Source organism: Pseudomonas sp. AIG (assembly GCF_977020205.1).
Window position 1 is genome coordinate 1 of record NZ_CDROCK010000050.1, and the last position, 24,238, is coordinate 24,238.

The following is a 24,238-nucleotide window of genomic DNA, read 5'->3' on the forward strand; positions in this document are numbered from 1 at the left end:
TTTCGACTGCGCCGGAAGTGGGGCGAATTATAGACATCTGAAATCTGCCGTCAACACCTATTTTCATAATTCTGTCACATCGGTCAAAAACCCCCGAAAACACGAAGGCCGACCCCGAGGGGTCGGCCTTCGTTACATCGCCCTTCTACTTACAAGCTAGGGAACGCGAACTGCGAAGCCTCATGGCTCGCACGTTGCGGCCAGCGCTGGGTGATTGCCTTGCGACGGGTATAGAAGCGCACACCATCTGGACCGTAAGCGTGCAGGTCGCCGAACAGCGAACGCTTCCAGCCACCAAAGCTGTGGTAAGCCACCGGCACCGGCAGCGGCACGTTGACGCCAACCATGCCGACTTCAATCTCGTCGCAGAACAGACGCGCCGCTTCACCGTCACGGGTGAAGATGCAGGTGCCGTTGCCGTATTCGTGATCGTTGATCAGTTGCATGGCCTCTTCCAGGCTGTTCACGCGAACAATGCACAGTACCGGGCCGAATATCTCTTCTTTATAGATGCGCATCTCCGGGGTGACGTTGTCGAACAGGCAGCCACCGAGGAAGAAGCCTTCTTCGTGACCGGCCACGCTGAAACCACGACCGTCGACCACCAGGGTCGCCCCCGCTGCCACGCCGTCATCCACGTAACCGCTGACCTTGTCGCGCGCCTGACCGGTTACCAGTGGACCCATGTCCAGACCACACGAAGTGCCGGCACCGATTTTCAGCGCTTTGATCTGTGGAACCAGTTTCGCCACCAGCGCATCCGCCACCTGGTCGCCAACACACACGGCAACCGAGATCGCCATGCAGCGCTCACCGCACGAACCGTAGGCCGCGCCCATCAGTGCGCTGACCGCGTTATCCAGATCAGCATCCGGCATCAGCACTGCGTGGTTCTTCGCGCCACCCAGTGCCTGAACGCGTTTGCCGCGCTTGGTGCCTTCGGCGTAGATGTACTCGGCAATCGGCGTCGAACCAACGAAACTCAGCGCTTTGACTTCCGGCGCTTCAATCAGCGCATCCACCGCTATCTTGTCACCGTGCACCACGCTCATCACGCCTTTCGGCAAGCCGGCTTCCAGCAACAGTTGAGCAATCAGCAGTGTCGAGCTTGGATCGCGCTCGGACGGTTTGAGGATGAAGCAGTTGCCGCAGACGATCGCCAACGGGTACATCCACAGCGGCACCATGGCCGGGAAGTTGAACGGGGTGATCCCGGCAACGATGCCCAGCGGCTGGAAGTCCGACCATGCGTCGATGTTCGGGCCGACGTTGCGGCTGTACTCGCCCTTGAGGATTTCCGGGGCCGCGCAGGCGAACTCGACGTTCTCGATGCCGCGCTTCAGTTCACCGGCAGCGTCTTCCAGAGTCTTGCCGTGCTCTTCGCTGATCAGTTGCGAGATGCGTGCTTCGTTCTGCTCCAGCAGTTGCTTGAAGCGGAACATCACCTGCGCACGTTTGGCCGGTGGCGTGTTGCGCCAGGCCGGGAACGCAGCCTTGGCGGCATCGATGGCTTTCTGGATGGTTGCCTGGCTGGCCAGTGGCAGCTTGTGGATAGCCTGACCGGTGGACGGGTTGAACACATCAACTGCGCGACCGTTCTCGGTCACCAGTTCGCCATTGATCAAATGCGGGATAACGCTCATCGAAAACTCCTGAATTCTTGTGCGCAGACGCCCGCAAGAGGCGCCTGCTATTTGCATAGCTATATAGAAGGAAAAATCAGTCGAGCTTGTTCAGCACTTCGCCGACCGCGTCGAACAGACGATCGAGGTCTTGCGGCTTGCTGTTGAAGGTTGGGCCGAACTGCAGGGTGTCGCCGCCGAAGCGTACATAGAACCCGGCTTTCCACAGGGCCATGCCCGCTTCGAACGGACGCACGATGGCGTCACCGTCACGCGGGGCAATCTGAATGGCGCCGGCCAGGCCGAAGTTACGGATGTCGATAACGTTCTTCGAACCCTTCAGCCCGTGCAGTGCGTTCTCGAAATGCGGCGCGACTTCCGCGACGCTCTGCACCAGATTCTCTTTTTGCAGCAGGTCGAGTGCTGCCAGGCCAGCGGCGCACGCCACCGGGTGTGCCGAGTAGGTGTAACCGTGCGGGAATTCCACGGCGTATTCCGGAGTCGGCTGATTCATGAAGGTCTGGTAAATCTCGGAACTGGCAATCACCGCACCCATCGGGATCGCGCCGTTGGTGACTTGCTTGGCGATGCACATCAGGTCCGGGGTGACGCCAAAGGTGTCGGCGCCGAACATGTTGCCGGTACGGCCGAAACCGGTGATCACTTCGTCGAACACCAGCAGGATGCTGTGCTGATCGCAGATCTCGCGCAGACGCTTCAGGTAACCCTGCGGCGGCACCAGTACGCCAGCGGAACCGGCCATAGGCTCAACGAATACGGCGGCAATGTTCGAAGCATCGTGCAATTCGATCAGCTTCAGCAGTTCATCGGCCAAAGCGATACCGCCCTGCTCCGGCATGCCACGGGAGAACGCATTGCTCGCCAGCAGCGTGTGCGGCAGGTGATCGACGTCCATCATCGCCTGACCGAACAGCTTGCGGTTGCCGTTGACGCCGCCGAGGCTAGTGCCGGCGATGTTCACGCCGTGGTAACCACGGGCACGGCCGATCATTTTGGTTTTGGTCGCCTGACCTTTCAGGCGCCAGTAGGCACGCACCATTTTCACCGCGGTGTCGGCGCACTCGGAACCCGAGTCAGTGAAGAACACGTGATTGAGGTTGCCCGGGGTCAGCTCGGTGATTTTCTCGGCCAGTTGGAAAGACAGCGGGTGGCCGTACTGGAAGCCCGGCGAGTAATCGAGGGTGCCCAACTGTTTGGAGACCGCTTCCTGAATTTCCTTGCGGGTGTGGCCAGCGCCGCAGGTCCACAGACCGGACAGCGAGTCGTATACCCGGCGGCCCTTGTCGTCGATCAGCCAGCTGCCTTCGGCGCCAACGATCAGACGCGGGTCGCGCTGGAAGTTACGGTTGGCGGTGTACGGCATCCAGTGCGCGTCCAGCTTCAGTTGGCTGGCCAGTGGCGACTGAGCGTTTTCAGGCATGTTCATCGGGCAAAACCTCGCAGGGCATAAGCGTCAGGGAGATAAAAAGCGTTGTTGCAGCTAAATTGCCACGGCGATAAAGTCGGTGAAATTCAACTCTTCTAACCTTCAGTTAGAACTTTGCTAAACAATGAGAACAATAAGATGAGCAGCCGTCGCCCCGATCCGCTGGCCCAGGTCAGTGACTTTGATATTCGCCTGCTGCGGATTTTTCGCAGCGTGGTGGAGTGCGGTGGCTTCTCGGCAGCGGAAACCGTGCTCGGCATCGGTCGCTCGGCGATCAGTCAACAGATGAGCGATCTGGAGCAGCGTCTCGGTTTGCGTTTGTGTCAACGCGGTCGCGCAGGGTTTTCGCTGACCGAAGAAGGTCGCGAGGTGTATCAGTCGGCGCTACAACTGTTAAGTGCGCTGGAAAGTTTTCGCACTGAGGTCAACGGTCTGCACCAGCATTTGCGCGGTGAGCTGATCATCGGCCTGACCGACAACCTCGTCACCCTGCCCCACATGCGCATCACCCACGCCCTCGCTCAGTTGAAGGAACGCGGGCCGGATGTGCAGATCCAGATCCGCATGATTGCGCCGAATGAAGTCGAGCAAGGCGTGCTCGATGGGCGTCTGCATGTCGGCGTGGTGCCGCAGGCCAGTGCGTTGTCGGGACTGGAATATCAGCCGCTGTACAGCGAGCGTTCGCTGCTTTATTGCGCGGTGGGCCATCCGTTGTTTTATGTCGATGACAAGCAACTGGATGACGAACGCCTGAACAGTCAGGACGCGATTGCGCCGACGTTTCGTCTGCCGGCGGATATTCAGGCGCATTACCAGGCGCTCAATTGCACCGCCAGTGCCTCGGACCGTGAGGGCATGGCGTTTCTGATTTTGACCGGGCGTTACATTGGATATCTGCCGGATCACTACGCCAGTCTCTGGGTGCAGCAAGGTCGCTTGCGTGCTTTAAAAGCAGGAACGCGGTTTTACGACTTGAGTCTGGCATCGGTCACGCGCAAGGGGCGGCGCCCTCATTTGGTGCTGGAGAGCTTTCTGGAGAGTTTGGCGGCGACGCGTTGAAGGCAAGATCAAAAGATCGCAGCCTGCGGCAGCTCCTACATTTGCGGGTTATTTGCCGATAAAGCTGAGCAAGTGGACAGGTTTTTGCAGAGGGGGAATTACTTCGTTCCTTTGATAAGAAGCCCTAAGCCATGCAGCCAGATTCCGCACCGTCCAGCGACCTGATCTACGGCCTCAACGACCGCCCCAAACCACTCGCCGCGACACTCGCGGCACTACAACACGTGCTCGCCAGTTTCGTCGGCATCATCACCCCGCCGCTGGTGATCGGCTCGGCACTCGGGCTGACTGCGCATCTGCCCTATCTGATCAGCATGGCACTGATGGTTTCCGGTGTCGGCACCTTCATTCAGGCCCGACGGCCGTTCGGCATCGGCGCGGGGATGATCTGTTTGCAAGGCACCAGTTTCGCCTTTCTCGGTGCGGTGCTGTCGGCCGGATTTCTGGTCAAGCAACGCGGCGGCAGCCCGGAAGACATTCTGGCGATGATCTTTGGTGTGTGTTTTTTCGGCGCGATCGTGCAGATCGTCCTCAGCCGTTTCATCGGTCAACTGCGTCGCGTGGTCACGCCGCTGGTGACCGGGATCGTTATCACCCTGATCGGCATCAGCCTGATCAAAGTCGGCATTACTGATCTGGGTGGCGGTTTCAATGCGCCGGACTTCGGTGCGCCAGGCAATCTGGCGTTGGGCGTGTTCGTGCTGCTGACGATCATTTTGCTCAACCGCTCGAATACACCGTGGGTACGTTTGTCGGCGATCATCATCGGACTGGTGCTGGGCAGTCTGGCCGCATGGTTCAGTGGGAAACTGGTGCCGCAGCCGCTGCCCGACTTGCCGCTGGTGAGTTTTCCTACGCCGTTCAAGTTTGGCTTCAGCTTCGACTGGACGGCTTTCCTGCCGGTCGCGCTGATTTATCTGATCAGCACCATCGAAACTGTCGGTGACCTCACCGCCAACTGCATGCTCGCTCGTCAACCGATCAGCGGCCCTTCTTATATAAGCCGCCTGCGCGGTGGCGTGCTCGGTGATGGCGTGAGCTGCATGATCGCCGCGACCTTCAGCGCTTTCCCCAACACCACATTTGCGCAGAACAACGGTGTGATCCAGTTGACCGGCGTCGCCAGCCGCTACGTCGGCCTGTACATCGGCGCGATCCTGTTTTGCCTCGGCCTGTTCCCGATGATTGGCGCGGTGCTGCAACAGATTCCGAAACCGGTACTCGGTGGCGCGACCCTGGTGATGTTCGGTGCGGTGGCCGCTGCCGGCGTGCGCATCCTCGCGCAGTCACCACTGGATCGGCGCAGCATGTTGATCATCGCCACTTCGTTCGGCGTCGGCCTGGGCATTGCCGCGCAGCCGAACCTGCTGCACTTGTTGCCGAAACTGGTGCAGAACCTGTTCGATTCGGCGATCACCAGCGGCGGCCTGACCGCAATCGTCCTGTGCCTGCTGCTGCCGGAGTCGAAAACCGAGGCCGCTGAAGCGCACGCATCGCTGAACAAGATCGAACAGGCATAACGGTTTTATCGCGCAAAGACTTGTCGGATGCCTGTGGGTGCGCTATCAACGCAACTGGTTGCACCCACAGACAAACCCGGAAGTGCCTATGACCTTTGAAGTCCCAGCCCATGGCGGCAAACCCGCCAGCCGCATTCGTCAGAAAAACGAAGAGACCATCCTCAAAGCCGCCGAAGACGAGTTCGCCCGTCACGGGTACAAAGGCACCAGCATGAACACCATCGCGCAGAATGCCGGGTTGCCCAAGGCGAACCTGCATTACTACTTCACCAACAAGCTTGGGTTGTACGTGGCGGTGCTGAGCAACATCATCGAGTTGTGGGACAGCACCTTCAACACCCTCACCGCCGAAGACGATCCGGCCGAAGCGCTGACCCGTTACATCCGCGCCAAGATGGAATTCTCCCGTCGCCAGCCACAGGCCTCGCGGATCTTTGCGATGGAAGTGATCAGCGGCGGCGAATGCCTCAGCGAATATTTCAATCAGGATTATCGCGCCTGGTTCACTGGCCGCGCGGCAGTGTTTCAGGCGTGGATCGATGCGGGCAAAATGGACCCGGTAGACCCGGTGCACTTGATCTTCCTGCTGTGGGGCAGCACTCAGCATTACGCCGATTTCGCCACGCAGATCTGTCGCGTCAGCGGTCGCAGCAAGCTGACCAAGCAAGACATGGAAGACGCCGGCAACAACCTGATCCGCATCATTCTCAAAGGCTGCGGCCTCACTCCTTCTCTATAAGACGCTTATGCCTTTCACCCTCAGCGGTTTTTGCGAGTACCGCGAAGAGATTCGCAAAAGCCGCTTTATCACCTTCGCCACGCCAATCGGCAGCCCTGCCGAGGCGCAGGCGTTTTTAGAACAGCACAGCGACTTCAATGCCTCGCACAATTGCTGGGCGTGGAAGCTCGGCGATCAATACCGCAGCAATGACGATGGCGAACCGGGCGGCACGGCGGGTCGGCCGATTCTGGCGGCGATTGAGGCGCAGGATTGCGATCAGGTCGCCGTATTGGTGATCCGTTGGTACGGCGGCATTCAACTCGGCACCGGCGGTTTGGCCCGGGCGTATGGCGGTGGGGCGAACAAGTGTTTGCAGACGGCGGCGAAGGTTGAATTGATCAGCCGGGTGCCGTTGAGTTGCGCTTGCGGATTTGCCGAGTTGGCGTTGGTGAAGTTACGGGTGGCCGATCTGGGTGGATTGGTTATGGAGGAAAACTTCACCGCTAACGGCGTCGAATTGCAGCTGGCGGTGGGCGAAGCGCAAATCGATGTCTTGCAAACTCAACTAGCCGATTTGAGCCGTGGGCGGATTTTGCTTCAACGATAAAAGATCAAAAGATCGCAGCGTTCCGCAGCTCTTACAGGGGAATGCATTTCAAATGTAGGCGCTGCCGAAGGCTGCGATCTTTTGGGGCGAAACCGAATTTCCTTATTCCAAGGAGTTGCCCACATCTGCTGTGCACCCGACTGTGGATAACCTGAGCACATAACGCTGTAACCCTTCTGTCACGTGGCTTTGCGCGGTTTGTTCACTTTTCGTTCAATTCACCCGACGAAATGTAAATTTCAAACAGAAACAATCAGTTAGCTTCGTTTATCACCTTTAGAAGAAAGCATCACAGTGCTTATGCCCGGCTATCTGGCTTGCACACAATAACTGTGGAGCAACCTGTGGATAACCCGTTCATGACCGCCGCAGTCGCAGGATCTGCCTAGCTCCCACCGGTTTGCTCGTTTTTTGATCAGTTGCTAACGGGCAAAACTGGAGCCCGATCAACGGCTTTGCGCTGAATTGGTGCTGTGCCCGCGCTCGATTTGCGGCGGGATGCTCTGGGCCAGGCACCCGCAACCGCAGCCCGCTCGGGTTCCTGACTCAATGGCCAGGAAATTGCTTTATCCACAGGCACAACTCCAAGCCAGTCGAGCCTGTCATGCCAATCGCTCCTCCCCTCCCGCGCCTGCAATTGCGCCATATCAGCAAACGCTACCCCGGCTGTCTGGCCAATGACACCATTGACCTGAGCATCGCGCCGGGGGAAATCCATGCCCTGCTCGGAGAGAACGGCGCGGGCAAAAGCACACTGATGAAGATCATCTACGGCGTCACCCAGGCCGATTCGGGCGAGATGCTCTGGCAGGGGCAACGGGTCAATATCCGCAACCCGGCACAGGCGCGGCAGTTGGGCATCGGCATGGTGTTCCAGCATTTCTCCCTGTTCGAAACCCTCAGCGTGGCGCAGAACATTGCGCTGGCGATGGGCGCTGCGGCCGGCACACCGAAACAACTGGAGCCAAAAATTCGCGAAGTGTCGTGCCGCTACGGCATGGCGCTGGAGCCAGAGCGACTTGTCCACAGCCTGTCGATCGGCGAGCGACAACGGGTGGAAATCATTCGCTGCCTGATGCAGGACATTCGTCTGCTGATCCTCGATGAGCCAACTTCGGTACTGACGCCGCAGGAGGCCGATGAATTGTTCATCACCCTGCGCCGTCTCGCCGCCGAGGGTTGCAGCATTCTGTTTATCAGCCACAAACTCGGCGAGGTTCGGGCGTTGTGTCACAGCGCGACAGTTCTGCGCGGCGGGCGAGTCGCCGGTCATTGCCGGCCGGCTGAATGTTCGGATCAGCAGTTGGCGCAGTTGATGGTCGGCGAAGCGGCGGCATTGATTGGCGATTATCCGAAAGTCAGCGGCGGCGCCGCGTTTTTGCAGGTGAAGGGTTTGAGCTGGCACAACCCGGATCCGTTTGGTTGCTCGCTGACTGACATCGATGTACAGGTGCGCAGCGGTGAAATCGTCGGCATCGCCGGAGTTGCCGGCAATGGCCAGGACGAGTTGCTCGCCTTACTCAGTGGCGAACAAACCTTGCCTCGGGCGGAAGCTGCAACCATTCGATTCGCTGAGCAACACGTCGCCGATTTACGCCCGGACGCGCGACGCAAATTGGGCTTGGCGTTCGTGCCCGCTGAGCGTCTCGGTCATGGCGCGGTGCCGGAACTGAGTCTGTCGGACAACGCGCTGCTGACTGCTTTCCAACAAGGCTTGGTCAGCCATGGTTTGATCGACCGCGGCAAAGTCGAAGCCCTTGCCCAACAGATCATTCAGCGCTTCGGCGTGAAAACCCCGGGCACGCAAACCGCCGCGCGTAGTTTGTCCGGCGGTAACCTGCAGAAATTCATCCTCGGCCGGGAGATCCTCCAGCAACCGAAACTGCTGATCGCTGCGCACCCGACCTGGGGTGTCGACGTCGGCGCCGCCGCGACCATCCACCGTGCGTTGATCGCGTTGCGCGATGCCGGCGCGGCGATTCTGGTGATTTCCGAAGACCTCGACGAACTGTTCCAGATCAGCGACCGCCTCGGCGCCTTGTGTGGCGGACGCCTGTCGGCGCTGCACAACACCACCGATACGCAACTCAGCGACGTCGGTGGCTGGATGGCCGGCCAGTTCGACAACCCACCTTCCGCCGCCACGGTTTAACGGAGTTTTCCACATGCTGCTTTCCCTCGAACCCCGTGGCCAGCAATCGCGTTTGATGCTGTGGTGCTCGCCGTTATTGGCGGCGGCGCTGACGCTCGGCTGCGGCTCGCTGCTGTTTATCGCCCTCGGTCACGACCCGCTACAAACCTTGCACACGCTCCTGATTTCACCGGTCAGCGATTTGTATGGCGTCTCTGAATTGCTGGTCAAGGCACTGCCGATTCTGCTTTGCGCGCTGGGCCTGGCAGTGGCGTATCAGGCGCGAATCTGGAACATCGGCGCTGAAGGGCAATTGCTCCTCGGCGCGCTCGCCGGCAGTGCCCTGGCGGTGAATATCATCGACCTGCAAAGCCGTTGGGCGCTGGTGTTGATTCTGCTCACCGGCACCCTCGCCGGCGCCGCGTGGGCCGGACTCACCGCGTGGCTGCGCACGCGCTTCAATGCCAACGAAATCCTTACCAGCATCATGCTCAACTACATCGCCCTGAACCTGCTGTTGTTCTGTGTGCATGGTCCGCTGAAGGATCCCGCCGGGTTCAACTTTCCCGAATCGGCGATGTTCGGCGACGCCAGTCGTTTACCGCTGTTGATGGAAGATGGCCGCGTGCACGCCGGGGTGTATTTCGCCCTGCTCGCGCTGGTCGCGGTGTGGGTGTTTTTGCAGAAAAGCTTCGTCGGTTTCCAGATCAAAGTGCTTGGGCTGGACAAGCGTGCGGCGGGGTTTGTCGGCTTTCGCGAGAAGCGTTTGATCTGGTTGGCGCTGTTGATCAGCGGCGGTTTGGCCGGGCTTGCCGGTGTCTGCGAAGTCACCGGGCCGATTGGCCAATTGGTGCCGCAGGTGTCGCCGGGGTATGGCTATGCAGCGATTACCGTGGCGTTTCTTGGGCGTCTGAATCCGATCGGGATTCTGTTTTCAAGTCTGTTGATGGCGCTGCTGTACATCGGCGGCGAGAGCGCACAAATGACGATGAATCTGCCGCAGGCGATCACCCAGTTGTTCCAGGGAATGATGCTGTTTTTCCTGCTCGCCTGTGACGTGCTGATCCTCTATCGGCCACGCCTGAACCTGCGCTGGGTGAAGCGCACCTCGACCACCGCCGTAACTGCCGGAGCGCTGTGATGGATATCGATCTGTTGAGCAATATTTTCTACGCCATGGTGCGTTGCGGCACGCCGCTGTTGCTGGTGGCGCTGGGTGAGCTGATCTGCGAGAAGAGCGGTGTGCTCAATCTTGGGCAGGAAGGAATGATGCTGTTTGGCGCGGTGATCGGTTTTATCGTCGCGCTGAACAGCGGCAACCTGTGGTTGGGCGTGCTGCTGGCGATGCTGGCCGGGATGTTGCTGTCATCGCTGTTTGCCTTGGTGGCGCTGGTGTTCAATGCCAATCAGGTGGCGACCGGGTTGGCCCTGACGATTTTTGGTGTCGGGCTGTCGACGTTTGTCGGTGCGGCTTGGGTGGGTAAACCGCTGGCCGGTTTTGAGCCGTTGGCGATTCCTTACCTGAGTGAGATTCCGCTGATCGGGCGGATGTTATTCGCGCAGGATTTGCTGGTGTATCTGTCGTTCGCGCTGTTTGCGCTGGTGGCGTGGGTGATCATCAAAAGTCGTGTCGGGTTGATCATTCAGGCGGTCGGCGAGAACCCGGATGCGGCCAGTGCGATGGGCTTACCAGTGTTGACCGTGCGTACGTTGGCGGTGCTGTTTGGCGGGGCGATGGCCGGGTTGGCCGGGGCTTATCTGTCGTTGGCGTACACGCCGATGTGGGCGGAAAACATGACCGCCGGGCGTGGCTGGATTGCGCTGGCGCTGGTGGTGTTTGCCAGTTGGCGGGTGTGGCGGTTGTTGCTTGGGGCTTATTTGTTTGGGCTCGCCAGCATTCTGCATTTGGTGGCTCAGGGGTTGGGGCTGGCGATTCCGTCGAGTTTGCTGGCGATGCTGCCGTATGTGGCGACGATTGTGGTGTTGGTGTTGTTGTCGCGGGATGCGTTGCGTACAAGATTGTATGCACCGGTTTCGTTGGGGCAGCCTTGGCAAGCGGGGCATTAGTTATTGTTTGGGCGGGCCTCTTCGCGAGCAGGCTCGCTCCCACATTTTCCGTGCCCGACCCAGGGGTGTGAGGTGACACCCATCCCCTGTGGGAGCGAGCCTGCTCGCGAAGACTTACTCACAGGCAACACCTGAGCAACGCCCCACGCCAGTTCAAAAACCAGGAAAACAACCAGAATCGAACTGGCGCCATGCAGCAAGGCATACCCCTGCCAAGCCGCAAACAAAAATCTGGCCACCGCGTCATACCGACCATAAAGCGCCTGCGGATCACGAATCCGCAGCACCGCCCACACGCACACCACCGAACCCAACAAATTCGCCATCAACAGATGCACAGGCTGAAACGCCGGCAGTTCGCCGGGTAAACTCAGCGCGGTCAAAAAACCATGCAAAGCGGCAAAACTCCAAGGCGTGGCAAACGCTGCCGTGACGATCAAGTCATACCAGGCACTGCCGCGCACCACGTTGCGATACTGCGTTGAAGTCCACATCGTCCTTGCTCCAGAAATTCAGGGAGCAAGCACGGTAAAGCCTGGAGTATGCTCCAGGGTCAATACCTCTTTTGAGAGCCAGCATGCGCATCGGTGAATTAGCCCAGGCCAGCGCCGTCAGCCGTGACACCCTGCGTTTCTATGAGCAACGCGGGCTAATTGCGGCGCAACGCAGTGCCAACGGTTATCGCGACTATCCGCCGGAAATGCTGCAACTGGTGCTCTACATCAAAACCGCGCAGCGCCTGGGATTTACCCTCGGCGAGATCGGCGACAGCGTTGCCGCATTGTGGAATGCGCCAGACCCGGACAACGCCGTGGCGCAGTTGCTGCGCGACAAACTGCAACTGATCGAAACCCGCATGCGCGAACTCGACGCGCTGCGACAGGAGTTGCAACTTCGGCTCGGTCAGGCCTGTCCATTGAATCCATGATCCTCATTCATCAAGGAAGCCCATCATGTCTGCAAAAAACGCACTGATCATCGGCGCCTCCCGGGGCCTTGGCCTCGGTCTGGTGAAAACCCTGCTGGCCGACGGCTGGCAAGTCACCGCCACCGTGCGCAATCCGCAAAACGCCGAGGCGCTGCAAGCGCTGGGCAAGGTGCGAATCGAAAAGCTCGACATGGATGACCAGCAAGCGGTCATCGCTCTGAGCCAACAGCTCAAGGGCGAAACGTTTGACCTGCTGTTCGTCAACGCCGGGGTCAAAGGTCCGACGGATCAGACCCCGGGCGGCGCGACTCTGGCTGAAGTCGGTCAGCTGTTTTTCACCAACGCGGTGGCGCCGATCAATCTGGCACAGCGCTTTGTCGGGCAGATTCGTGACGGCAGCGGCGTATTGGCGTTCATGAGTTCCGGGCTGGGCAGTGTGACCGTGCCGGATGCGCCGGAGTTGGCGTTGTACAAAGCGAGTAAAGCAGCGCTGAACTCGATGACCAACAGTTTTGTCACGCAATTGGGTGAGCAGAAGATGACGGTGTTGTCGCTGCATCCGGGCTGGGTGAAGACCGACATGGGCGGCGAAGGGGCTGACCTTGACGTTGAAACCAGCACCCGTGGGCTGGTTGATCAAGTGAATGCTTACACCGGCAAGGGCGGGCATCACTTCATCAACTACAAGGGTGAAACGATTCCCTGGTAAGTACACAAATCCCCTGTAGGAGTGAGCCTGCTCGCGATAGCGGTGTGTCAGTCGAAACATTTTTACCTGACCGACCGCTATCGCGAGCAGGCTCACTCCTACAAGGGACGGTGTTGTCCTGTCGGGTTGGGCTTGCCCGATGTGGCAATTTGTTTGAAACTGCGCACCTCGTCCCCGCGGCGACCCTGGATCAGCAGACAGGGCATCACTGAGCTGGCAACCCTGAACCCATTTTCAGAGGAGCCGGCAACATGCCCGCGACCCGTACCTGGTTAAAAAACCCCCTCGCCATTTTCACCTCCAACGCGCTCGATGCCCGTGGCGGTCTTGTCGTGCAAGACGGTGTCATCGTCGAAGTGCTTGCCGCTGGCCAGCAGCCGTCGGCGCCGTGCAATGCAGTGTTCGATGCCCGCGAGCATGTGATCCTGCCGGGCCTGATCAACACCCACCACCACTTCTATCAAACCCTGACTCGTGCCTGGGCGCCGGTAGTCAATCAGCCGTTGTTCCCGTGGCTGAAAACCCTGTACCCGGTGTGGGCGCGTCTGACACCTGAGAAACTCGCGCTCGCGACCAAAGTTGCCTTGGCCGAGCTGCTGCTGTCGGGTTGCACCACCGCGGCTGACCATCACTACCTGTTCCCGGACGGCCTGGAAAACGCCATCGACGTGCAAGTCGAAACCGTTCGCGAACTGGGCATGCGCGCCATGCTCACCCGCGGTTCGATGAGTCTCGGCGAGAAGGACGGCGGTCTGCCGCCGCAGCAGACCGTGCAGGAAGGTCAGGTGATTCTCGATGACAGTCAGCGCCTGATTCACGAGTACCACGAGCGCGGCGATGGCGCGCAGATCCAGATCGCCCTGGCACCGTGCTCGCCGTTCTCGGTGACCCCGGAAATCATGTCCGCGAGTGCTGATCTGGCGAACAAGCTCGACGTGCGCCTGCACACGCATCTGGCCGAAACCCTCGACGAAGAAGATTTCTGCCTGCAGCGTTTCGGCCTGCGCACCGTCGATTATCTCGACAGCGTCGGCTGGCTCGGCCCGCGCACCTGGCTGGCGCACGGCATTCATTTCAACCCGGATGAAATCGCTCGTCTCGGCGAAGCGGGGACCGGCATCTGCCATTGCCCGAGTTCGAACATGCGTCTGGCCTCTGGCATCTGCCCGAGTATCGATCTGACCGATGCCGGAGCGTTGTTTGGTCTGGGCGTGGATGGTTCGGCGTCCAACGATGCCTCGAACATGATTCTCGAAGCGCGTCAGGCGCTGTACATCCAGCGTCTGCGTTACGGCGCCGAGAAGATCACCCCGGAGCGCGTGCTGGGCTGGGCGACCAAGGGCTCGGCGAGCTTGCTGGGCCGTACCGACATTGGTGAGATTGCGGTGGGCAAGCAGGCGGACCTGGCGTTGTTCAAGCTCGATGAACTGCGTTTCTCGGGCAGCCACGATCCGATTTCGGCGCTGCTGTTGTGCGGCGCGGATCGTGCGGATCGGGTGATGATTGGTGGCAAGTGGCGTGTGGTGGATGGCCAGGTTGAAGGGCTCGACTTGAAAGGCCTGATCGCCGATCACAGCCAGGCGGCTCGCCAACTGATCGCCGGTACCTGATCCCCCTCCCCATATGATCGTTCCCACGCTCTGCGTGGGAACGCATCTCGGGACGCTCCGCGTCCCAGCAGCGGACGCAGAGCGTCCATGGCGGCGTTCCCACGCGGAGCGTGGGAACGATCAATCATCAGAGACCGAGCAGGGACAACATGATGAACGTCGCGAACAGCACGAAGTGAGTCATGCCTTCGATGGCATTGGTCTCGCCGTCATTGAGGTTGATCGCACTAACGATCAACGTCAGGAAAATCATCACCGTCTGCACCGGCGTCATCGCCATCTGAAACGGTTGGCCGGTGTACAGCGCCATCGCCTCCATCACTGGCACCGTCAAGATCACCGTCGACAGTGACGCACCCATCGCAATGTTCACCACCGACTGCATACGGTTGGCCAACGCCGCACGCAACGCCGTCAAAATCTCCGGCGCCGCCGAGATCGCCGCCACCAGAATCGCCGTGATCACCGGCGGTGCACCCGTGCCTTCCAGGCCCAGATCGAGGGTCTTCGACATCACCTCTGCCAATGCGCCGATCACCACAATGCCAAACACCAGAATGCCGATCGACAGGCCGATGCTCGGCGCTTTCGCCTGCGCGTCCTGCGGTTCTTTCTTGCGGCGTTTGTCCGGGTAGCTGTAGCTGAAAAAATAACTGTGCGGGCCGACCTGCATGCGCAGAAACAGCGCGTAAAGCACCACCATTGCACCGATGGTGAACGCTGAATAAATCTTCCAGTTGGCCTCGGGAATAAACTCCGGCACCACCATCGACACGCCCATGGCGGTGAGGATCATCACACTGTAGCTGCGCGCCGAATCGTCGTTGTACGACTGCTCGCCGTGCTTGATCCCGCCCATCAGCGCGGCGAGGCCGAGGATGCCGTTGATGTCGAGCATCACGGCCGAATAGATCGTGTCGCGCACCAACGTGGGCGACGCTTCGTTGCTCATCATGATCGCAAGGATCACCACTTCGACCAGCACGGCCGCGAGCGTAAGGATCATCGTGCCGTAAGGGTCGCCAACCTTTTCGGCGAGCAATTCGGCGTGATGGGCGACGCGCATCGAGGCGGCGACGATGAAAGCGATCAGCACCAGGCCGGCAGTCAGCGCGACGATCTGGCCGCTGTGCAGCATCCAGTGTTCGAGCGGATAGGCGACGCACGCGGCGATGACGGCCAGGAGCAGAAAGCTTTCTTGCTTGAGGATTGTGAACATGGCGGGCCTTTTTGCCGAAGAGTGCGAATGAGCTACTGACTGCGGGGCGGCGCTAACGTTTCGTTACACCTTAGCGCACCAAGCGATGGCGGGACTTTTGCCTGATGCACTTTTATCGGCCTTGCCGGCCCCTTCGCGAGCAAGCTCGCTCCCACATGGGAATGCGTCCACCTGTGGGAGCGAGCTTGCTCGCGAAGGCCGCACCGCGGTTTCGAATGAGTTTGTTGTCCTGTTGGTCAGCAATTTGCATTGGCCCTGACCACACACAACAAAATGGAGCTCCAATTCATGCAAATACGTCCGCTGCACAAACTGCTGTGCGCCGCCCTCGGTTTCGGGATCAGTCTGAGCGCCAGCGCTGCCGATCCGCTGAAGGTCGGTTTCGTCTACATCGGCCCGATCGGTGACCACGGCTGGACGTATCAGCATGAGCAGGGGCGCAAGGCACTCGCAGAAAAACTAGGTACGCAGATCACCACCAACTACGTCGAGAACGTTGCTGAAGGCGCCGACGCCGAGCGGGTGATTCGCAACATGGCCAAGGACAACTACGACCTGATTTTCACCACCTCCTTCGGCTACATGAACCCGACACTGAAGGTCGCCAAGCAATTTCCCAAGGTGACCTTCGAACACGCCACCGGCTACAAGCAAGACAAGAACCTCGGCACCTATCTGGCGCGCACTTACGAGGGTCGCTACGTCGGCGGTTTCCTCGCGGCGAAGATGACCAAGACCAAGAAGATCGGCTATGTCGCCTCGTTTCCGATCCCCGAAGTGATCCGTGACATCAACGCGATTCAACTGGCCCTGAACAAATACAACCCCGGCACCGAGATCAAAGTGGTGTGGGTCAACTCGTGGTTCGATCCGGGCAAGGAAGCCGATGCCGCCAACGCGCTGATCGATCAGGGCGTCGACGTGGTGTTCCAGCACACCGACAGCCCGGCGCCGATTCAGGCGGCTGAACGCCGTGGCGTGTATGCGGTGGGTTACGCCTCGGACATGGCGCACTTCGGGCCGAAAGCGGTGCTGACTTCGATCGTCAACGACTGGGCGCCGCACTATATTCAGGCGACGCAAAGCGTGATCGACCACACATGGAAACCTCAGGATTACTGGGGCGGGCTGAAGGAAGGCACAGTTGAACTGCCGATCAGCGACCTGGTGCCGGCGCCGGTGAAAGCCGAGGCCGAGCAGATCATCGCCGACATCAAGAGCGGCGCGTTGCAGCCGTTTACCGGGCCGATCAAGGATCAGGCCGGCGTCGAAAAAATCCCGGCGGGCGTGAGTGCGACCAATGCGGAACTGGCGTCGATGAACTATTACGTGGAAGGCATGAAGGCCGAGATGCCGAAGTAATCCCCCTGACCCCGATCGTTCCCACGCTCTGCGTGGGAATGCCGCCCGGGACGCTCCGCGTCCCTGCCAGAAGCGGACGCAGAGCGTCCATTGAGGCATTCCCACGCGGAGCGTGGGAACGATCTCCCGTACTTTTCAAGGATTGTGTATGGATCAGCTTCCGATCATCGACATCAGCCCGCTCTATTCCGACGACGAAAACGCCTGGCCTGCGGTGGCCGAGCAGATCGATCTGGCATGCCGCGAATGGGGTTTCTTCTACATCAAGGGTCACCCGATTTCCGCGCAGCGTATCGACGAGGTCCTCAATCAGACCCAACGTTTCTTCGCCCTGCCCACCGCCGAAAAACTCAAGATCGACATCACCCAGACCCGTCACCATCGCGGTTATGGCGCCATCGCCACCGAGCAACTCGACCCGAGCAAGCCCAGCGACCTCAAAGAAACCTTCGACATGGGCCTGCACCTGCCGGCCAACCATCCCGACGTGCTCGCCGAAAAACCGTTGCGCGGGCCGAACCGGCATCCAGCGCAAACCGGATGGGCCGAGTTGATGGAGCAGCACTACCTCGACATGCAGGCCCTCGCGCTAACCTTGTTGCGGGCGATGACCCTCGCGCTGAACATCGAACGCGATTTCTTCGACAGCCGTTTCAACGACCCCGTCAGCGTGCTGCGCATGATCCATTACCCACCGCGCCACACCGCCAGCTCCGCCGAGCAGCAAGGCGCCGGCGCGCATACCGATTACGGCTGCATCACCCTGCTCTATCAGGACAGCGCCGGCGGTCTGCAAGTGAAGAACGTCAAAGGCGAATGGATCGACGCGCCACCGATCGACGGCACTTTCGTGGTCAACCTCGGCGACATGATGGCGCGCTGGAGCAACGACCGTTATCGCTCGACCCCGCACCGGGTGATCAGCCCGCTCGGGGTGGATCGTTACTCGATGCCGTTCTTCGCCGAGCCACACCCGGACACGCGCATCGAATGCCTGCCCGGTTGTCAGGACGCACAACACCCAGCGAAATATCCGACGACCACCTGCGCCGAATTCCTGCTGTCGCGCTTCGCCGATACCTACGCCTATCGCCGTGAGCAGGAAGCCGTTTGATGGATCGCTTGGTCAGGTTTTGCCAATTGTTTCGGCGAGCATCTGTAGAATGCCGTCATTGCACCTGATGAGAAAAGAATATGTACGACTGGCTCAACGCCTTGCCCAAGGCTGAACTGCACCTGCACCTGGAAGGCTCGCTGGAGCCCGAGCTGCTGTTCGCCCTAGCCGAGCGCAACAAGATCGCCCTGCCGTGGAACGACGTGGAAACCCTGCGCAAGGCTTACGCCTTCAACAACCTGCAGGAATTCCTCGACCTGTATTACCAGGGCGCCGATGTGCTGCGCACCTCGCAGGATTTCTACGACCTGACCTGGGCCTACCTGCTGCGCTGCAAAGCGCAGAACGTGATTCACACCGAACCGTTCTTCGACCCGCAGACCCACACCGACCGCGGCATTCCGTTCGAAGTAGTGCTCAACGGCATCGCGGCGGCATTGAAGGATGGCGAGCAGCAACTGGGTATCACCAGCGGTTTGATCCTCAGCTTCCTGCGCCACCTCAGCGAAGAAGAAGCCGAGAAAACCCTCGATCAGGCGCTACCATTCCGTGACGCGTTTGTCGCGGTCGGTCTCGACAGTTCCGAGATGGGTCACCCGCCGAGCAAGTTCCAGCGTGTGTTTGATCGTGCCCGTCACGAAGGCTTCCTGACCGTTGCCCACGCTGGCGAAGAAGGCCCGCCGGAGTACATCTGGGAAGCCATCGACCTGCTGAAAATCCAGCGCATCGACCATGGCGTGCGCGCCATCGAAGATGAGCGCCTGATGCAGCGGATCATCGACGAGCAGATCCCGCTAACCGTGTGCCCGCTGTCGAACACCAAGCTCTGCGTGTTCGATCACATGTCGCAGCACAACATTCTCGACATGCTCGAGCGTGGCGTGAAGGTCACGGTGAACTCGGATGACCCGGCGTACTTCGGTGGTTACGTGACCGAGAACTTCTACGCGCTGCATGAACATTTGGGCATGACCCAGGATCAGGCCAAGCGCCTGGCGCAGAACAGCCTGGATGCGCGTCTGGTAAAGCCATAAGCAACACCGAAGTACCCATGTGGGAGCGAGCCTGCTCGCGATAGCGGAGTGTCAGCCACAGATGTGTTAGCTGACAGAACGCAATCGCGAGCAGGCTCACTCCTACATTGGATAGGTGTTAGCCGATGGATTGGGTTTCAGTCAGCTCCTCCAGAGTTTTACCCCGCGTCTCCATCCCGAACAGCCACACCACCCCCGCCGCAATCGCAAAGCACGCCGCGCCCAGCGCAAACACCCCGCCCTGCCCGGTAATCGGGAACACCAGCCCGGTCACCAATGGCCCGAGCAGCGAACCCACGCGGCCAATCGCCGAGGCAAACCCCGAACCGGTCGCCCGCGCCGACGTCGGATACAACTCCGGCGTGTAGGTGTAGAGCACCGCCCACATGCCGAACAGGAAAAACTGCATCAACAATCCGGTGCTGATCAATAGCGCCACGTTGCCGCCAAATACTGCACTTTGCCCATAGAGAAACGCCATCACCCCGCCGCCGAGCAACGTGACGATGCACACCGGTTTACGTCCCCAGCGCTCGACCAGCCACGCCGCCATCAGAAACCCGGGAATCCCGCCCAGCGAAATCAGCACCGTGTAATACACCGACTGGGTCACGGCGAATCCAGATTGTTGCAGCAACGCGCTCAGCCACGACGTCAGCCCATAAAAGCCAAGCAGCGCAAAAAACCACAGACTCCAGAGCATCGTCGTGCGCTGGCGATATTGCGGCGACCAGATCTGCTTGAGCGCCGCAAAGAAGTTGCCCGGCGGCGTCACCGTGCGCGGCAAACGAATCGGTTCCGGCAGCGCCGCGCCGCCCAGCGAGGTGCGCACCCGCGCCTCGATGCCGTTCAAAACCTTGTCCGCAGCGTCATTGCGCCCGGCCTGTTCCAGCCAGCGCGGTGACTCGGGAATGAAAAAGCGGACCGCCAGAACAAATACTGCCGGCACGGCCAACACCAGAAAGATGTCGCGCCAGCCAATCAGCGGCAGCAGAAAGTAAGACAGTACGCCGGCCGCCACGAAACCGAGCGGCCAGAAGCCATCCATCAACGCGATGTAACGCCCGCGTCGCTGGGCCGGAATCAGCTCGGACAGCATCGACTGGGCGATCGGAAACTCCATGCCCATGCCAATACCCAGCAAAATGCGGAACAGCGTCAGCGTCTCGACCGTTTGCGCCGTCGAGCACAGATAACTGGCCACGCCCCACAAGACGATGCTCCCCTGAAACACCGGTTTGCGCCCGAAGCGATCGGCGAGCATGCCGGACAGCGACGCCCCCAGCACCATGCCGAAGAAACTCGAACTGGCGAGCAGCCCCGCTTGCGCACTGCTCAGACCGAACTCGGCTTTGATCGAGCCGAGCAGGAACGTCATCATCGCCAGGTCCATGGAGTCGAAGAAAAACGCCAGGGCAATGATGATGAAAATGATCCGGTGATAACCGCTGATGGGCAGTCGTTCCAAACGTTCTGCCGCGCTGTAGCCGTGAGTGTCCATGCCGCTTTCCCCCATCCAGAATGTCCCCGGATCGAGTGTGCGCGATAGCGACACGGCGTTCGTGCTGGTTGCGACCTGTTCGCAGCCGTGGACGACGCCAGAAGTGCTGGCGCAGTTTCGGGCGTCGAATGCGCAGTGCTCTACAACGCCATTTCCAGCTCGGTTTCTCTGGCGAAGCGGTGCAATTCCCGTTGGCCGGTGGCCGTCAATTGCAAGGCCCGGGAGTCGTTGGGCAGCGTCAGCCAACCGGACTGCATGAACAACTGCAGCAACGCCGCGCCGAGTGAGCCGCCCATGTGCGGACGACGTTCGCTCCAGTCCGGGCAAGCGCACGCCACTTGTACGTTGCGATGGGCCAGCGCCTGAATGAACACGCCGCGCCCGGCCAATAATTTCGCACCCTTGTGGGTCACCACGACACGTTGTTCAAGCTGCTCGATCCAGCCGGCATCGAGCAGCCGCTGATAAAGATCCGCCGCCAGCGTACCGCCCAGGTGGTCATCGCAAAAACGCGCACGCAACAACGAGGACGGTGCGGTTTGCGGTTTAGCCATGGGCGTGGTGCGTTTGAATACCTCGGGAATTTCCCTTGGCGCACTGGCGATGGTAGCGCTGGCCAGCGCTTCTATCGCGGTCCCGACCTCCGGTGCCGAGAGACGGAAAAAGCGTTTGCGACCACGGACTTCGACCTTCAACAGACCACCCGTGGAAAGCCGCGCCAGATGCGCGCTGGCCGACGACGGCGACAGCCCTGCCAGTAGCGCAAGCTCCTCGGTTTGCCGGGCCGAGCCATCCATCAACGCCCACATCATCGCGCTGCGCTTGGGGTCGGCCAGCAACGTGGCGATCTGGCTGATGCAAGGTGCATGTTCCATGTGTTCACTCCCTGTTGAATCGTATCGTCTACTGCTCGGAGACATCTTGGCCGGTAATGAGTCATCGGCCAAGACGCGAAAATCGCCATGAACCGGGGCAAGGCAGGCCACTGACGCAGCCTGCTCCGGCACAGAACCCGCAGCAGTTGTGCGACCGTCACTCGAATACTGGCGACGCGGTGCGAGGGTCTCCGGGCCGGGGTGTCGGTGCTGGCATGAGGCGGGCGCTAGTATAAGCGGGTTAGCCCGCGCGTCCCGCGCCGGGGCCTGCGCAGGTGGTGATTGTTCCTGACAGAAATTTCTCTATTTACCTGCGACTAATGCTCAACTTCCGAAAAAACGGGAAATCGACTACTCAAATCAGCGCATCGGCTGGCGAGCATTTCCCTCAGAAGGTTCACCGGCTTACTCAACTGTGCGCGATGGGCGCACAGCAAATTCAGCGGTGCGCGCTCACAAAGCAGCTCTGGCAGCAGCACTTTGAGCCTGCCGGCGAGCACATCGGCGCCTACGTCCAGCCACGATTTGTAAGCAATCCCGGCGCCGGCCACCGCCCACAGACGCACGACGTCGGCGTCATCGCTGAAACGGTCACCACTGACGGTCAGGCCGACTTCACGTTTGCCGTCGTGAAAACTCCAATGGTCATGAACCCGGCTGCCAAGCATGTACAGCAGGCAGTTGTGCTGGGCCAATTGCTCGAGCTGACGCGGCTCGCCGTGCCGGGCCAGATACGCCGGCGAGGCGCACAGCACACGACGGTTGTGCGGGGCGATGGGCAACGCGACCAGGCTCGAGTCTTCCGGCTCGCCATAGCGCAAGGCGATGTCCACCGGCTGGCGGAACAGATCGGCGATGCGGTCGCCCAGTAGCAAGCGCACCGTCAGCTTCGGGTGTTCGCGCTGGAATTCGTCGAGCCATGGCAGCAACAGATTGCGGCCGAAGTCCGAAGGTGCCGACAACTGCAAGACCCCGCTGACCTGATCCTGCCCGCTGGCCAGCAAGCGCCGGCCTTCATCGAGGTTGCTCAGTGCCGCTCGCGCATATTCAAGGAAGCCTTCGCCCTCGGCCGTCAGGCGCAAGCTGCGGGTTGAACGGGCCAGCAAGCGCGCGCCTAGCTGCTTTTCGATCCGCTTCAACGCCGCACTGGCGACGGCTGCAGACATGTCCATCACCCGCGCGGCCGCCGACAGACTGCCCAGGTCCGCTGCCCGGACAAACAACTGCAAGTCGTCAAAACGCAACATGCTCAGCCTCGATTATCAAAAAAATATTGAAAGAGACTGCTCTTTTAGCCGGTTTTATCTCGTAGAGAAATAGCCAATCATCGCTTCCATCGCATTCATCCCGCTTCTCTGGAGCCGAGCATGTCCCAGCCATTCACCGCCATCGCCACCCTGGTCGCCAAACCGGGCCAACAGGATCTTCTTGAACAGGGACTGCGCGCCCTGGTGGCACCGAGTCGCGCCGAAGACGGTTGCAGCCAGTACGACTTGCACCGCGATCTCGCCGACCCGCAGGTGTTTTATGTGATCGAACACTGGGCCAGCGAAGCGATTCTCGAGGCGCACAACGCCAGCGCGCATTTCCAGCATTTCCAGGCCAGCGCCGGCCACGCCATCGAACACTTCCAGCTCAAGCGCCTCGGCGCGATTGCCTGATCTTCTTCTATTAACTGTACGGAGCCATTCATGAAAGCCATTGCCTATTACGCTTCCTTGCCGATCAGCGACGCCAAATCCCTGCAAGACATTGAACTGCCAGAACCGGTCGCCGGCCCGCGCGACCTTCTGGTGGAAGTCAAAGCCATCTCGGTCAACCCGGTCGACACCAAAGTGCGCCAGAACGTGGCACCGGAAAACGGCGCGGCGAAAGTGCTGGGCTGGGACGTTGCCGGTGTGGTCAAAGCCGTCGGCAGCGAGGTGACGTTGTTCAAGGCCGGCGATAAAGTCTTCTACGCCGGCTCCATCGCTCGGGCTGGTGGCAACAGTGAACTGCACGTGGTGGATGAGCGCATTGTCGGCCATATGCCGAAATCCCTTGGCTTTGCTGAAGCCGCCGCACTGCCGCTGACCGCGATCACCGCGTGGGAGTTGTTGTTCGAACGCCTGCAGATCCGCGAAGGCAAAGCCGATGAAGGCCAGAGTCTGCTGATCGTTGGCGCGGCCGGTGGTGTGGGTTCGATTCTCACTCAGTTGGCCAAGCAATTGACCGGGCTGCAAGTGATCGGCACCGCGTCCCGCCAGCAAACCCGCGACTGGGTCAAAGAACTGGGCGCCGACCTGGTCATCGATCACAGCCAGCCGCTGAGCGAAGAGCTCAAGCGCGCCGGGATCGACAGCGTGACTCACGTCGCCAGTCTGACCCAGACCGATCAGCATCTGGATCAACTGGTCGAGGCGCTGGCGCCGCAAGGCCAACTGGCGCTGATCGACGATCCGAAGTCGCTGGACGTGAGCAAACTCAAGCGCAAGAGCCTGTCGCTGCACTGGGAGTTCATGTACACCCGCTCGCTGTTCGAAACGCCGGACATGATCGAACAGCACAAACTGCTCAACCGCGTGGCGGAGCTGATTGACGCAGGCACATTGAAAACGACCGTGGGCGAGCATTTCGGCACGATCAATGCGGCGAACCTGCGTCGCGCCCATGAACTGCTGGAAAGTGGCAAAGCCAAGGGGAAAATTGTTTTAGAAGGTTTCTAAAAAACCG

The 24,238-nt window shown here is 60.1% G+C and carries 22 protein-coding genes; 15 read left to right on the forward strand and 7 right to left on the reverse strand.

What is annotated here, in order from left to right:
- Positions 1–149: 149 nt before the first annotated feature.
- Together ACWR1S_RS24130 and ACWR1S_RS24135 are read right to left on the reverse strand one after the other, a co-directional pair.
- Positions 150–1,643, reverse strand: a complete 1,494-nt coding sequence (locus tag ACWR1S_RS24130; protein WP_454565246.1) for a CoA-acylating methylmalonate-semialdehyde dehydrogenase — start codon at positions 1,641–1,643, stop codon at positions 150–152.
- Positions 1,644–1,719: 76 nt separating this feature from the next.
- Positions 1,720–3,069, reverse strand: a complete 1,350-nt coding sequence (locus tag ACWR1S_RS24135; protein ID WP_150652463.1) for an aspartate aminotransferase family protein — start codon at positions 3,067–3,069, stop codon at positions 1,720–1,722.
- Positions 3,070–3,207: 138 nt separating this feature from the next.
- On the opposite strand from ACWR1S_RS24135, the gene ACWR1S_RS24140 reads away from it, so the two are divergent.
- The 7 genes from ACWR1S_RS24140 to ACWR1S_RS24170 all read left to right on the forward strand — a co-directional run bounded on the left by ACWR1S_RS24140 (position 3,208) and on the right by ACWR1S_RS24170 (position 11,174).
- Entirely contained in the window at positions 3,208–4,128 is a 921-nt protein-coding gene (locus ACWR1S_RS24140; RefSeq protein WP_053116962.1) for a LysR family transcriptional regulator, read from the forward strand.
- A gap of 131 nt (positions 4,129–4,259) precedes the next feature.
- Positions 4,260–5,648 carry a uracil-xanthine permease family protein gene (locus ACWR1S_RS24145; RefSeq protein ID WP_454565247.1) on the forward strand — a complete coding sequence of 463 codons (1,389 nt, stop codon included), beginning with the start codon at positions 4,260–4,262 and terminating at the stop codon, positions 5,646–5,648.
- 88 nt (positions 5,649–5,736) lie between these two features.
- Positions 5,737–6,387 (forward strand): TetR/AcrR family transcriptional regulator, encoded by a 651-nt coding sequence (locus ACWR1S_RS24150; RefSeq protein WP_077570884.1) that lies wholly within the window; start codon positions 5,737–5,739, stop codon positions 6,385–6,387.
- 7 nt (positions 6,388–6,394) lie between these two features.
- On the forward strand, positions 6,395–6,976 hold the full coding sequence (locus ACWR1S_RS24155; RefSeq protein ID WP_454565248.1) for an IMPACT family protein: 582 nt from the start codon (positions 6,395–6,397) through the stop codon (positions 6,974–6,976).
- 604 nt (positions 6,977–7,580) lie between these two features.
- On the forward strand, positions 7,581–9,128 hold the full coding sequence (locus ACWR1S_RS24160; RefSeq protein ID WP_454565249.1) for an ABC transporter ATP-binding protein: 1,548 nt from the start codon (positions 7,581–7,583) through the stop codon (positions 9,126–9,128).
- Between the two features lie 13 nt (positions 9,129–9,141).
- Positions 9,142–10,248, forward strand: coding sequence for an ABC transporter permease (locus ACWR1S_RS24165; protein ID WP_454565250.1), 1,107 nt, complete (start codon positions 9,142–9,144; stop codon positions 10,246–10,248).
- Entirely contained in the window at positions 10,248–11,174 is a 927-nt protein-coding gene (locus ACWR1S_RS24170) for an ABC transporter permease (protein ID WP_064118442.1), read from the forward strand. Before ACWR1S_RS24165 ends, ACWR1S_RS24170 begins: the two co-directional genes overlap by 1 nt.
- On the opposite strand, the gene ACWR1S_RS24175 is transcribed toward ACWR1S_RS24170, so the two are convergent.
- Positions 11,171–11,668, reverse strand: a complete 498-nt coding sequence (locus ACWR1S_RS24175; RefSeq protein ID WP_454565251.1) for a hypothetical protein — start codon at positions 11,666–11,668, stop codon at positions 11,171–11,173. The two genes, ACWR1S_RS24170 and ACWR1S_RS24175, sit on opposite strands and share 4 nt — an antisense overlap.
- Positions 11,669–11,751: 83 nt before the next feature.
- On the opposite strand from ACWR1S_RS24175, the gene ACWR1S_RS24180 reads away from it, so the two are divergent.
- The 3 genes from ACWR1S_RS24180 (at position 11,752) to ACWR1S_RS24190 (ending at position 14,421) form a co-directional block, all read left to right on the forward strand.
- Positions 11,752–12,102 (forward strand): MerR family transcriptional regulator, encoded by a 351-nt coding sequence (locus ACWR1S_RS24180; protein WP_454565252.1) that lies wholly within the window; start codon positions 11,752–11,754, stop codon positions 12,100–12,102.
- Between the two features lie 22 nt (positions 12,103–12,124).
- A complete protein-coding gene (locus ACWR1S_RS24185) occupies positions 12,125–12,811 on the forward strand; it encodes an SDR family oxidoreductase (protein WP_454565277.1) in 687 nt (228 codons plus the stop codon).
- A gap of 251 nt (positions 12,812–13,062) precedes the next feature.
- Entirely contained in the window at positions 13,063–14,421 is a 1,359-nt protein-coding gene (locus ACWR1S_RS24190) for an 8-oxoguanine deaminase (protein ID WP_454565253.1), read from the forward strand.
- Between the two features lie 127 nt (positions 14,422–14,548).
- On the opposite strand, the gene ACWR1S_RS24195 is transcribed toward ACWR1S_RS24190, so the two are convergent.
- Positions 14,549–15,640, reverse strand: a complete 1,092-nt coding sequence (locus ACWR1S_RS24195; RefSeq protein WP_064387750.1) for a calcium:proton antiporter — start codon at positions 15,638–15,640, stop codon at positions 14,549–14,551.
- A gap of 288 nt (positions 15,641–15,928) precedes the next feature.
- On the opposite strand from ACWR1S_RS24195, the gene ACWR1S_RS24200 reads away from it, so the two are divergent.
- From ACWR1S_RS24200 to ACWR1S_RS24210, 3 genes are all read left to right on the forward strand, one after another.
- Positions 15,929–17,002, forward strand: coding sequence for a BMP family ABC transporter substrate-binding protein (locus tag ACWR1S_RS24200; RefSeq protein ID WP_454565254.1), 1,074 nt, complete (start codon positions 15,929–15,931; stop codon positions 17,000–17,002).
- 148 nt (positions 17,003–17,150) lie between these two features.
- Positions 17,151–18,116 (forward strand): 2-oxoglutarate and iron-dependent oxygenase domain-containing protein, encoded by a 966-nt coding sequence (locus tag ACWR1S_RS24205; RefSeq protein ID WP_454565255.1) that lies wholly within the window; start codon positions 17,151–17,153, stop codon positions 18,114–18,116.
- An 80-nt stretch (positions 18,117–18,196) separates the two neighbouring features.
- On the forward strand, positions 18,197–19,150 hold the full coding sequence (locus ACWR1S_RS24210) for an adenosine deaminase (RefSeq protein WP_008082147.1): 954 nt from the start codon (positions 18,197–18,199) through the stop codon (positions 19,148–19,150).
- 118 nt (positions 19,151–19,268) lie between these two features.
- Here ACWR1S_RS24210 and ACWR1S_RS24215 read toward each other — a convergent pair whose 3' ends face one another.
- The 3 genes from ACWR1S_RS24215 to ACWR1S_RS24225 form a co-directional block, all read right to left on the reverse strand.
- The gene (locus tag ACWR1S_RS24215; RefSeq protein WP_454565256.1) at positions 19,269–20,651 is read right to left on the reverse strand and encodes an MFS transporter; all 1,383 of its coding nucleotides are present in this window, start codon (positions 20,649–20,651) and stop codon (positions 19,269–19,271) included.
- A gap of 140 nt (positions 20,652–20,791) precedes the next feature.
- Positions 20,792–21,526, reverse strand: a complete 735-nt coding sequence (locus tag ACWR1S_RS24220; protein WP_454565257.1) for an ArsR/SmtB family transcription factor — start codon at positions 21,524–21,526, stop codon at positions 20,792–20,794.
- Between the two features lie 317 nt (positions 21,527–21,843).
- Entirely contained in the window at positions 21,844–22,773 is a 930-nt protein-coding gene (locus tag ACWR1S_RS24225; RefSeq protein WP_454565258.1) for a LysR family transcriptional regulator, read from the reverse strand.
- A gap of 120 nt (positions 22,774–22,893) precedes the next feature.
- Between ACWR1S_RS24225 and ACWR1S_RS24230 the strand changes: the two genes are divergently transcribed.
- Positions 22,894–23,187, forward strand: coding sequence for a putative quinol monooxygenase (locus ACWR1S_RS24230; RefSeq protein WP_454565259.1), 294 nt, complete (start codon positions 22,894–22,896; stop codon positions 23,185–23,187).
- A gap of 30 nt (positions 23,188–23,217) precedes the next feature.
- Positions 23,218–24,231: a zinc-binding alcohol dehydrogenase family protein gene (locus ACWR1S_RS24235; protein ID WP_454565260.1), complete on the forward strand. Its 1,014-nt coding sequence runs from the start codon at positions 23,218–23,220 to the stop codon at positions 24,229–24,231.
- Positions 24,232–24,238: the final 7 nt, after the last annotated feature.

Bases quoted from the DNA above. Each gene is read 5' to 3' on its own strand.
- ACWR1S_RS24130 (WP_454565246.1), bottom strand. From the start codon at position 1,643: ATGAGCGTTATCCCGCATTTGATCAATGGCGAACTGGTGACCGAGAAC.
- ACWR1S_RS24135 (WP_150652463.1), bottom strand. From the start codon at position 3,069: ATGAACATGCCTGAAAACGCTCAGTCGCCACTGGCCAGCCAACTGAAG.
- ACWR1S_RS24140 (WP_053116962.1), top strand. From the start codon at position 3,208: ATGAGCAGCCGTCGCCCCGATCCGCTGGCCCAGGTCAGTGACTTTGAT.
- ACWR1S_RS24145 (WP_454565247.1), top strand. From the start codon at position 4,260: ATGCAGCCAGATTCCGCACCGTCCAGCGACCTGATCTACGGCCTCAAC.
- ACWR1S_RS24150 (WP_077570884.1), top strand. From the start codon at position 5,737: ATGACCTTTGAAGTCCCAGCCCATGGCGGCAAACCCGCCAGCCGCATT.
- ACWR1S_RS24155 (WP_454565248.1), top strand. From the start codon at position 6,395: ATGCCTTTCACCCTCAGCGGTTTTTGCGAGTACCGCGAAGAGATTCGC.
- ACWR1S_RS24160 (WP_454565249.1), top strand. From the start codon at position 7,581: ATGCCAATCGCTCCTCCCCTCCCGCGCCTGCAATTGCGCCATATCAGC.
- ACWR1S_RS24165 (WP_454565250.1), top strand. From the start codon at position 9,142: ATGCTGCTTTCCCTCGAACCCCGTGGCCAGCAATCGCGTTTGATGCTG.
- ACWR1S_RS24170 (WP_064118442.1), top strand. From the start codon at position 10,248: ATGGATATCGATCTGTTGAGCAATATTTTCTACGCCATGGTGCGTTGC.
- ACWR1S_RS24175 (WP_454565251.1), bottom strand. From the start codon at position 11,668: ATGTGGACTTCAACGCAGTATCGCAACGTGGTGCGCGGCAGTGCCTGG.
- ACWR1S_RS24180 (WP_454565252.1), top strand. From the start codon at position 11,752: ATGCGCATCGGTGAATTAGCCCAGGCCAGCGCCGTCAGCCGTGACACC.
- ACWR1S_RS24190 (WP_454565253.1), top strand. From the start codon at position 13,063: ATGCCCGCGACCCGTACCTGGTTAAAAAACCCCCTCGCCATTTTCACC.
- ACWR1S_RS24195 (WP_064387750.1), bottom strand. From the start codon at position 15,640: ATGTTCACAATCCTCAAGCAAGAAAGCTTTCTGCTCCTGGCCGTCATC.
- ACWR1S_RS24200 (WP_454565254.1), top strand. From the start codon at position 15,929: ATGCAAATACGTCCGCTGCACAAACTGCTGTGCGCCGCCCTCGGTTTC.
- ACWR1S_RS24205 (WP_454565255.1), top strand. From the start codon at position 17,151: ATGGATCAGCTTCCGATCATCGACATCAGCCCGCTCTATTCCGACGAC.
- ACWR1S_RS24210 (WP_008082147.1), top strand. From the start codon at position 18,197: ATGTACGACTGGCTCAACGCCTTGCCCAAGGCTGAACTGCACCTGCAC.
- ACWR1S_RS24215 (WP_454565256.1), bottom strand. From the start codon at position 20,651: ATGGACACTCACGGCTACAGCGCGGCAGAACGTTTGGAACGACTGCCC.
- ACWR1S_RS24220 (WP_454565257.1), bottom strand. From the start codon at position 21,526: ATGGAACATGCACCTTGCATCAGCCAGATCGCCACGTTGCTGGCCGAC.
- ACWR1S_RS24225 (WP_454565258.1), bottom strand. From the start codon at position 22,773: ATGTTGCGTTTTGACGACTTGCAGTTGTTTGTCCGGGCAGCGGACCTG.
- ACWR1S_RS24230 (WP_454565259.1), top strand. From the start codon at position 22,894: ATGTCCCAGCCATTCACCGCCATCGCCACCCTGGTCGCCAAACCGGGC.
- ACWR1S_RS24235 (WP_454565260.1), top strand. From the start codon at position 23,218: ATGAAAGCCATTGCCTATTACGCTTCCTTGCCGATCAGCGACGCCAAA.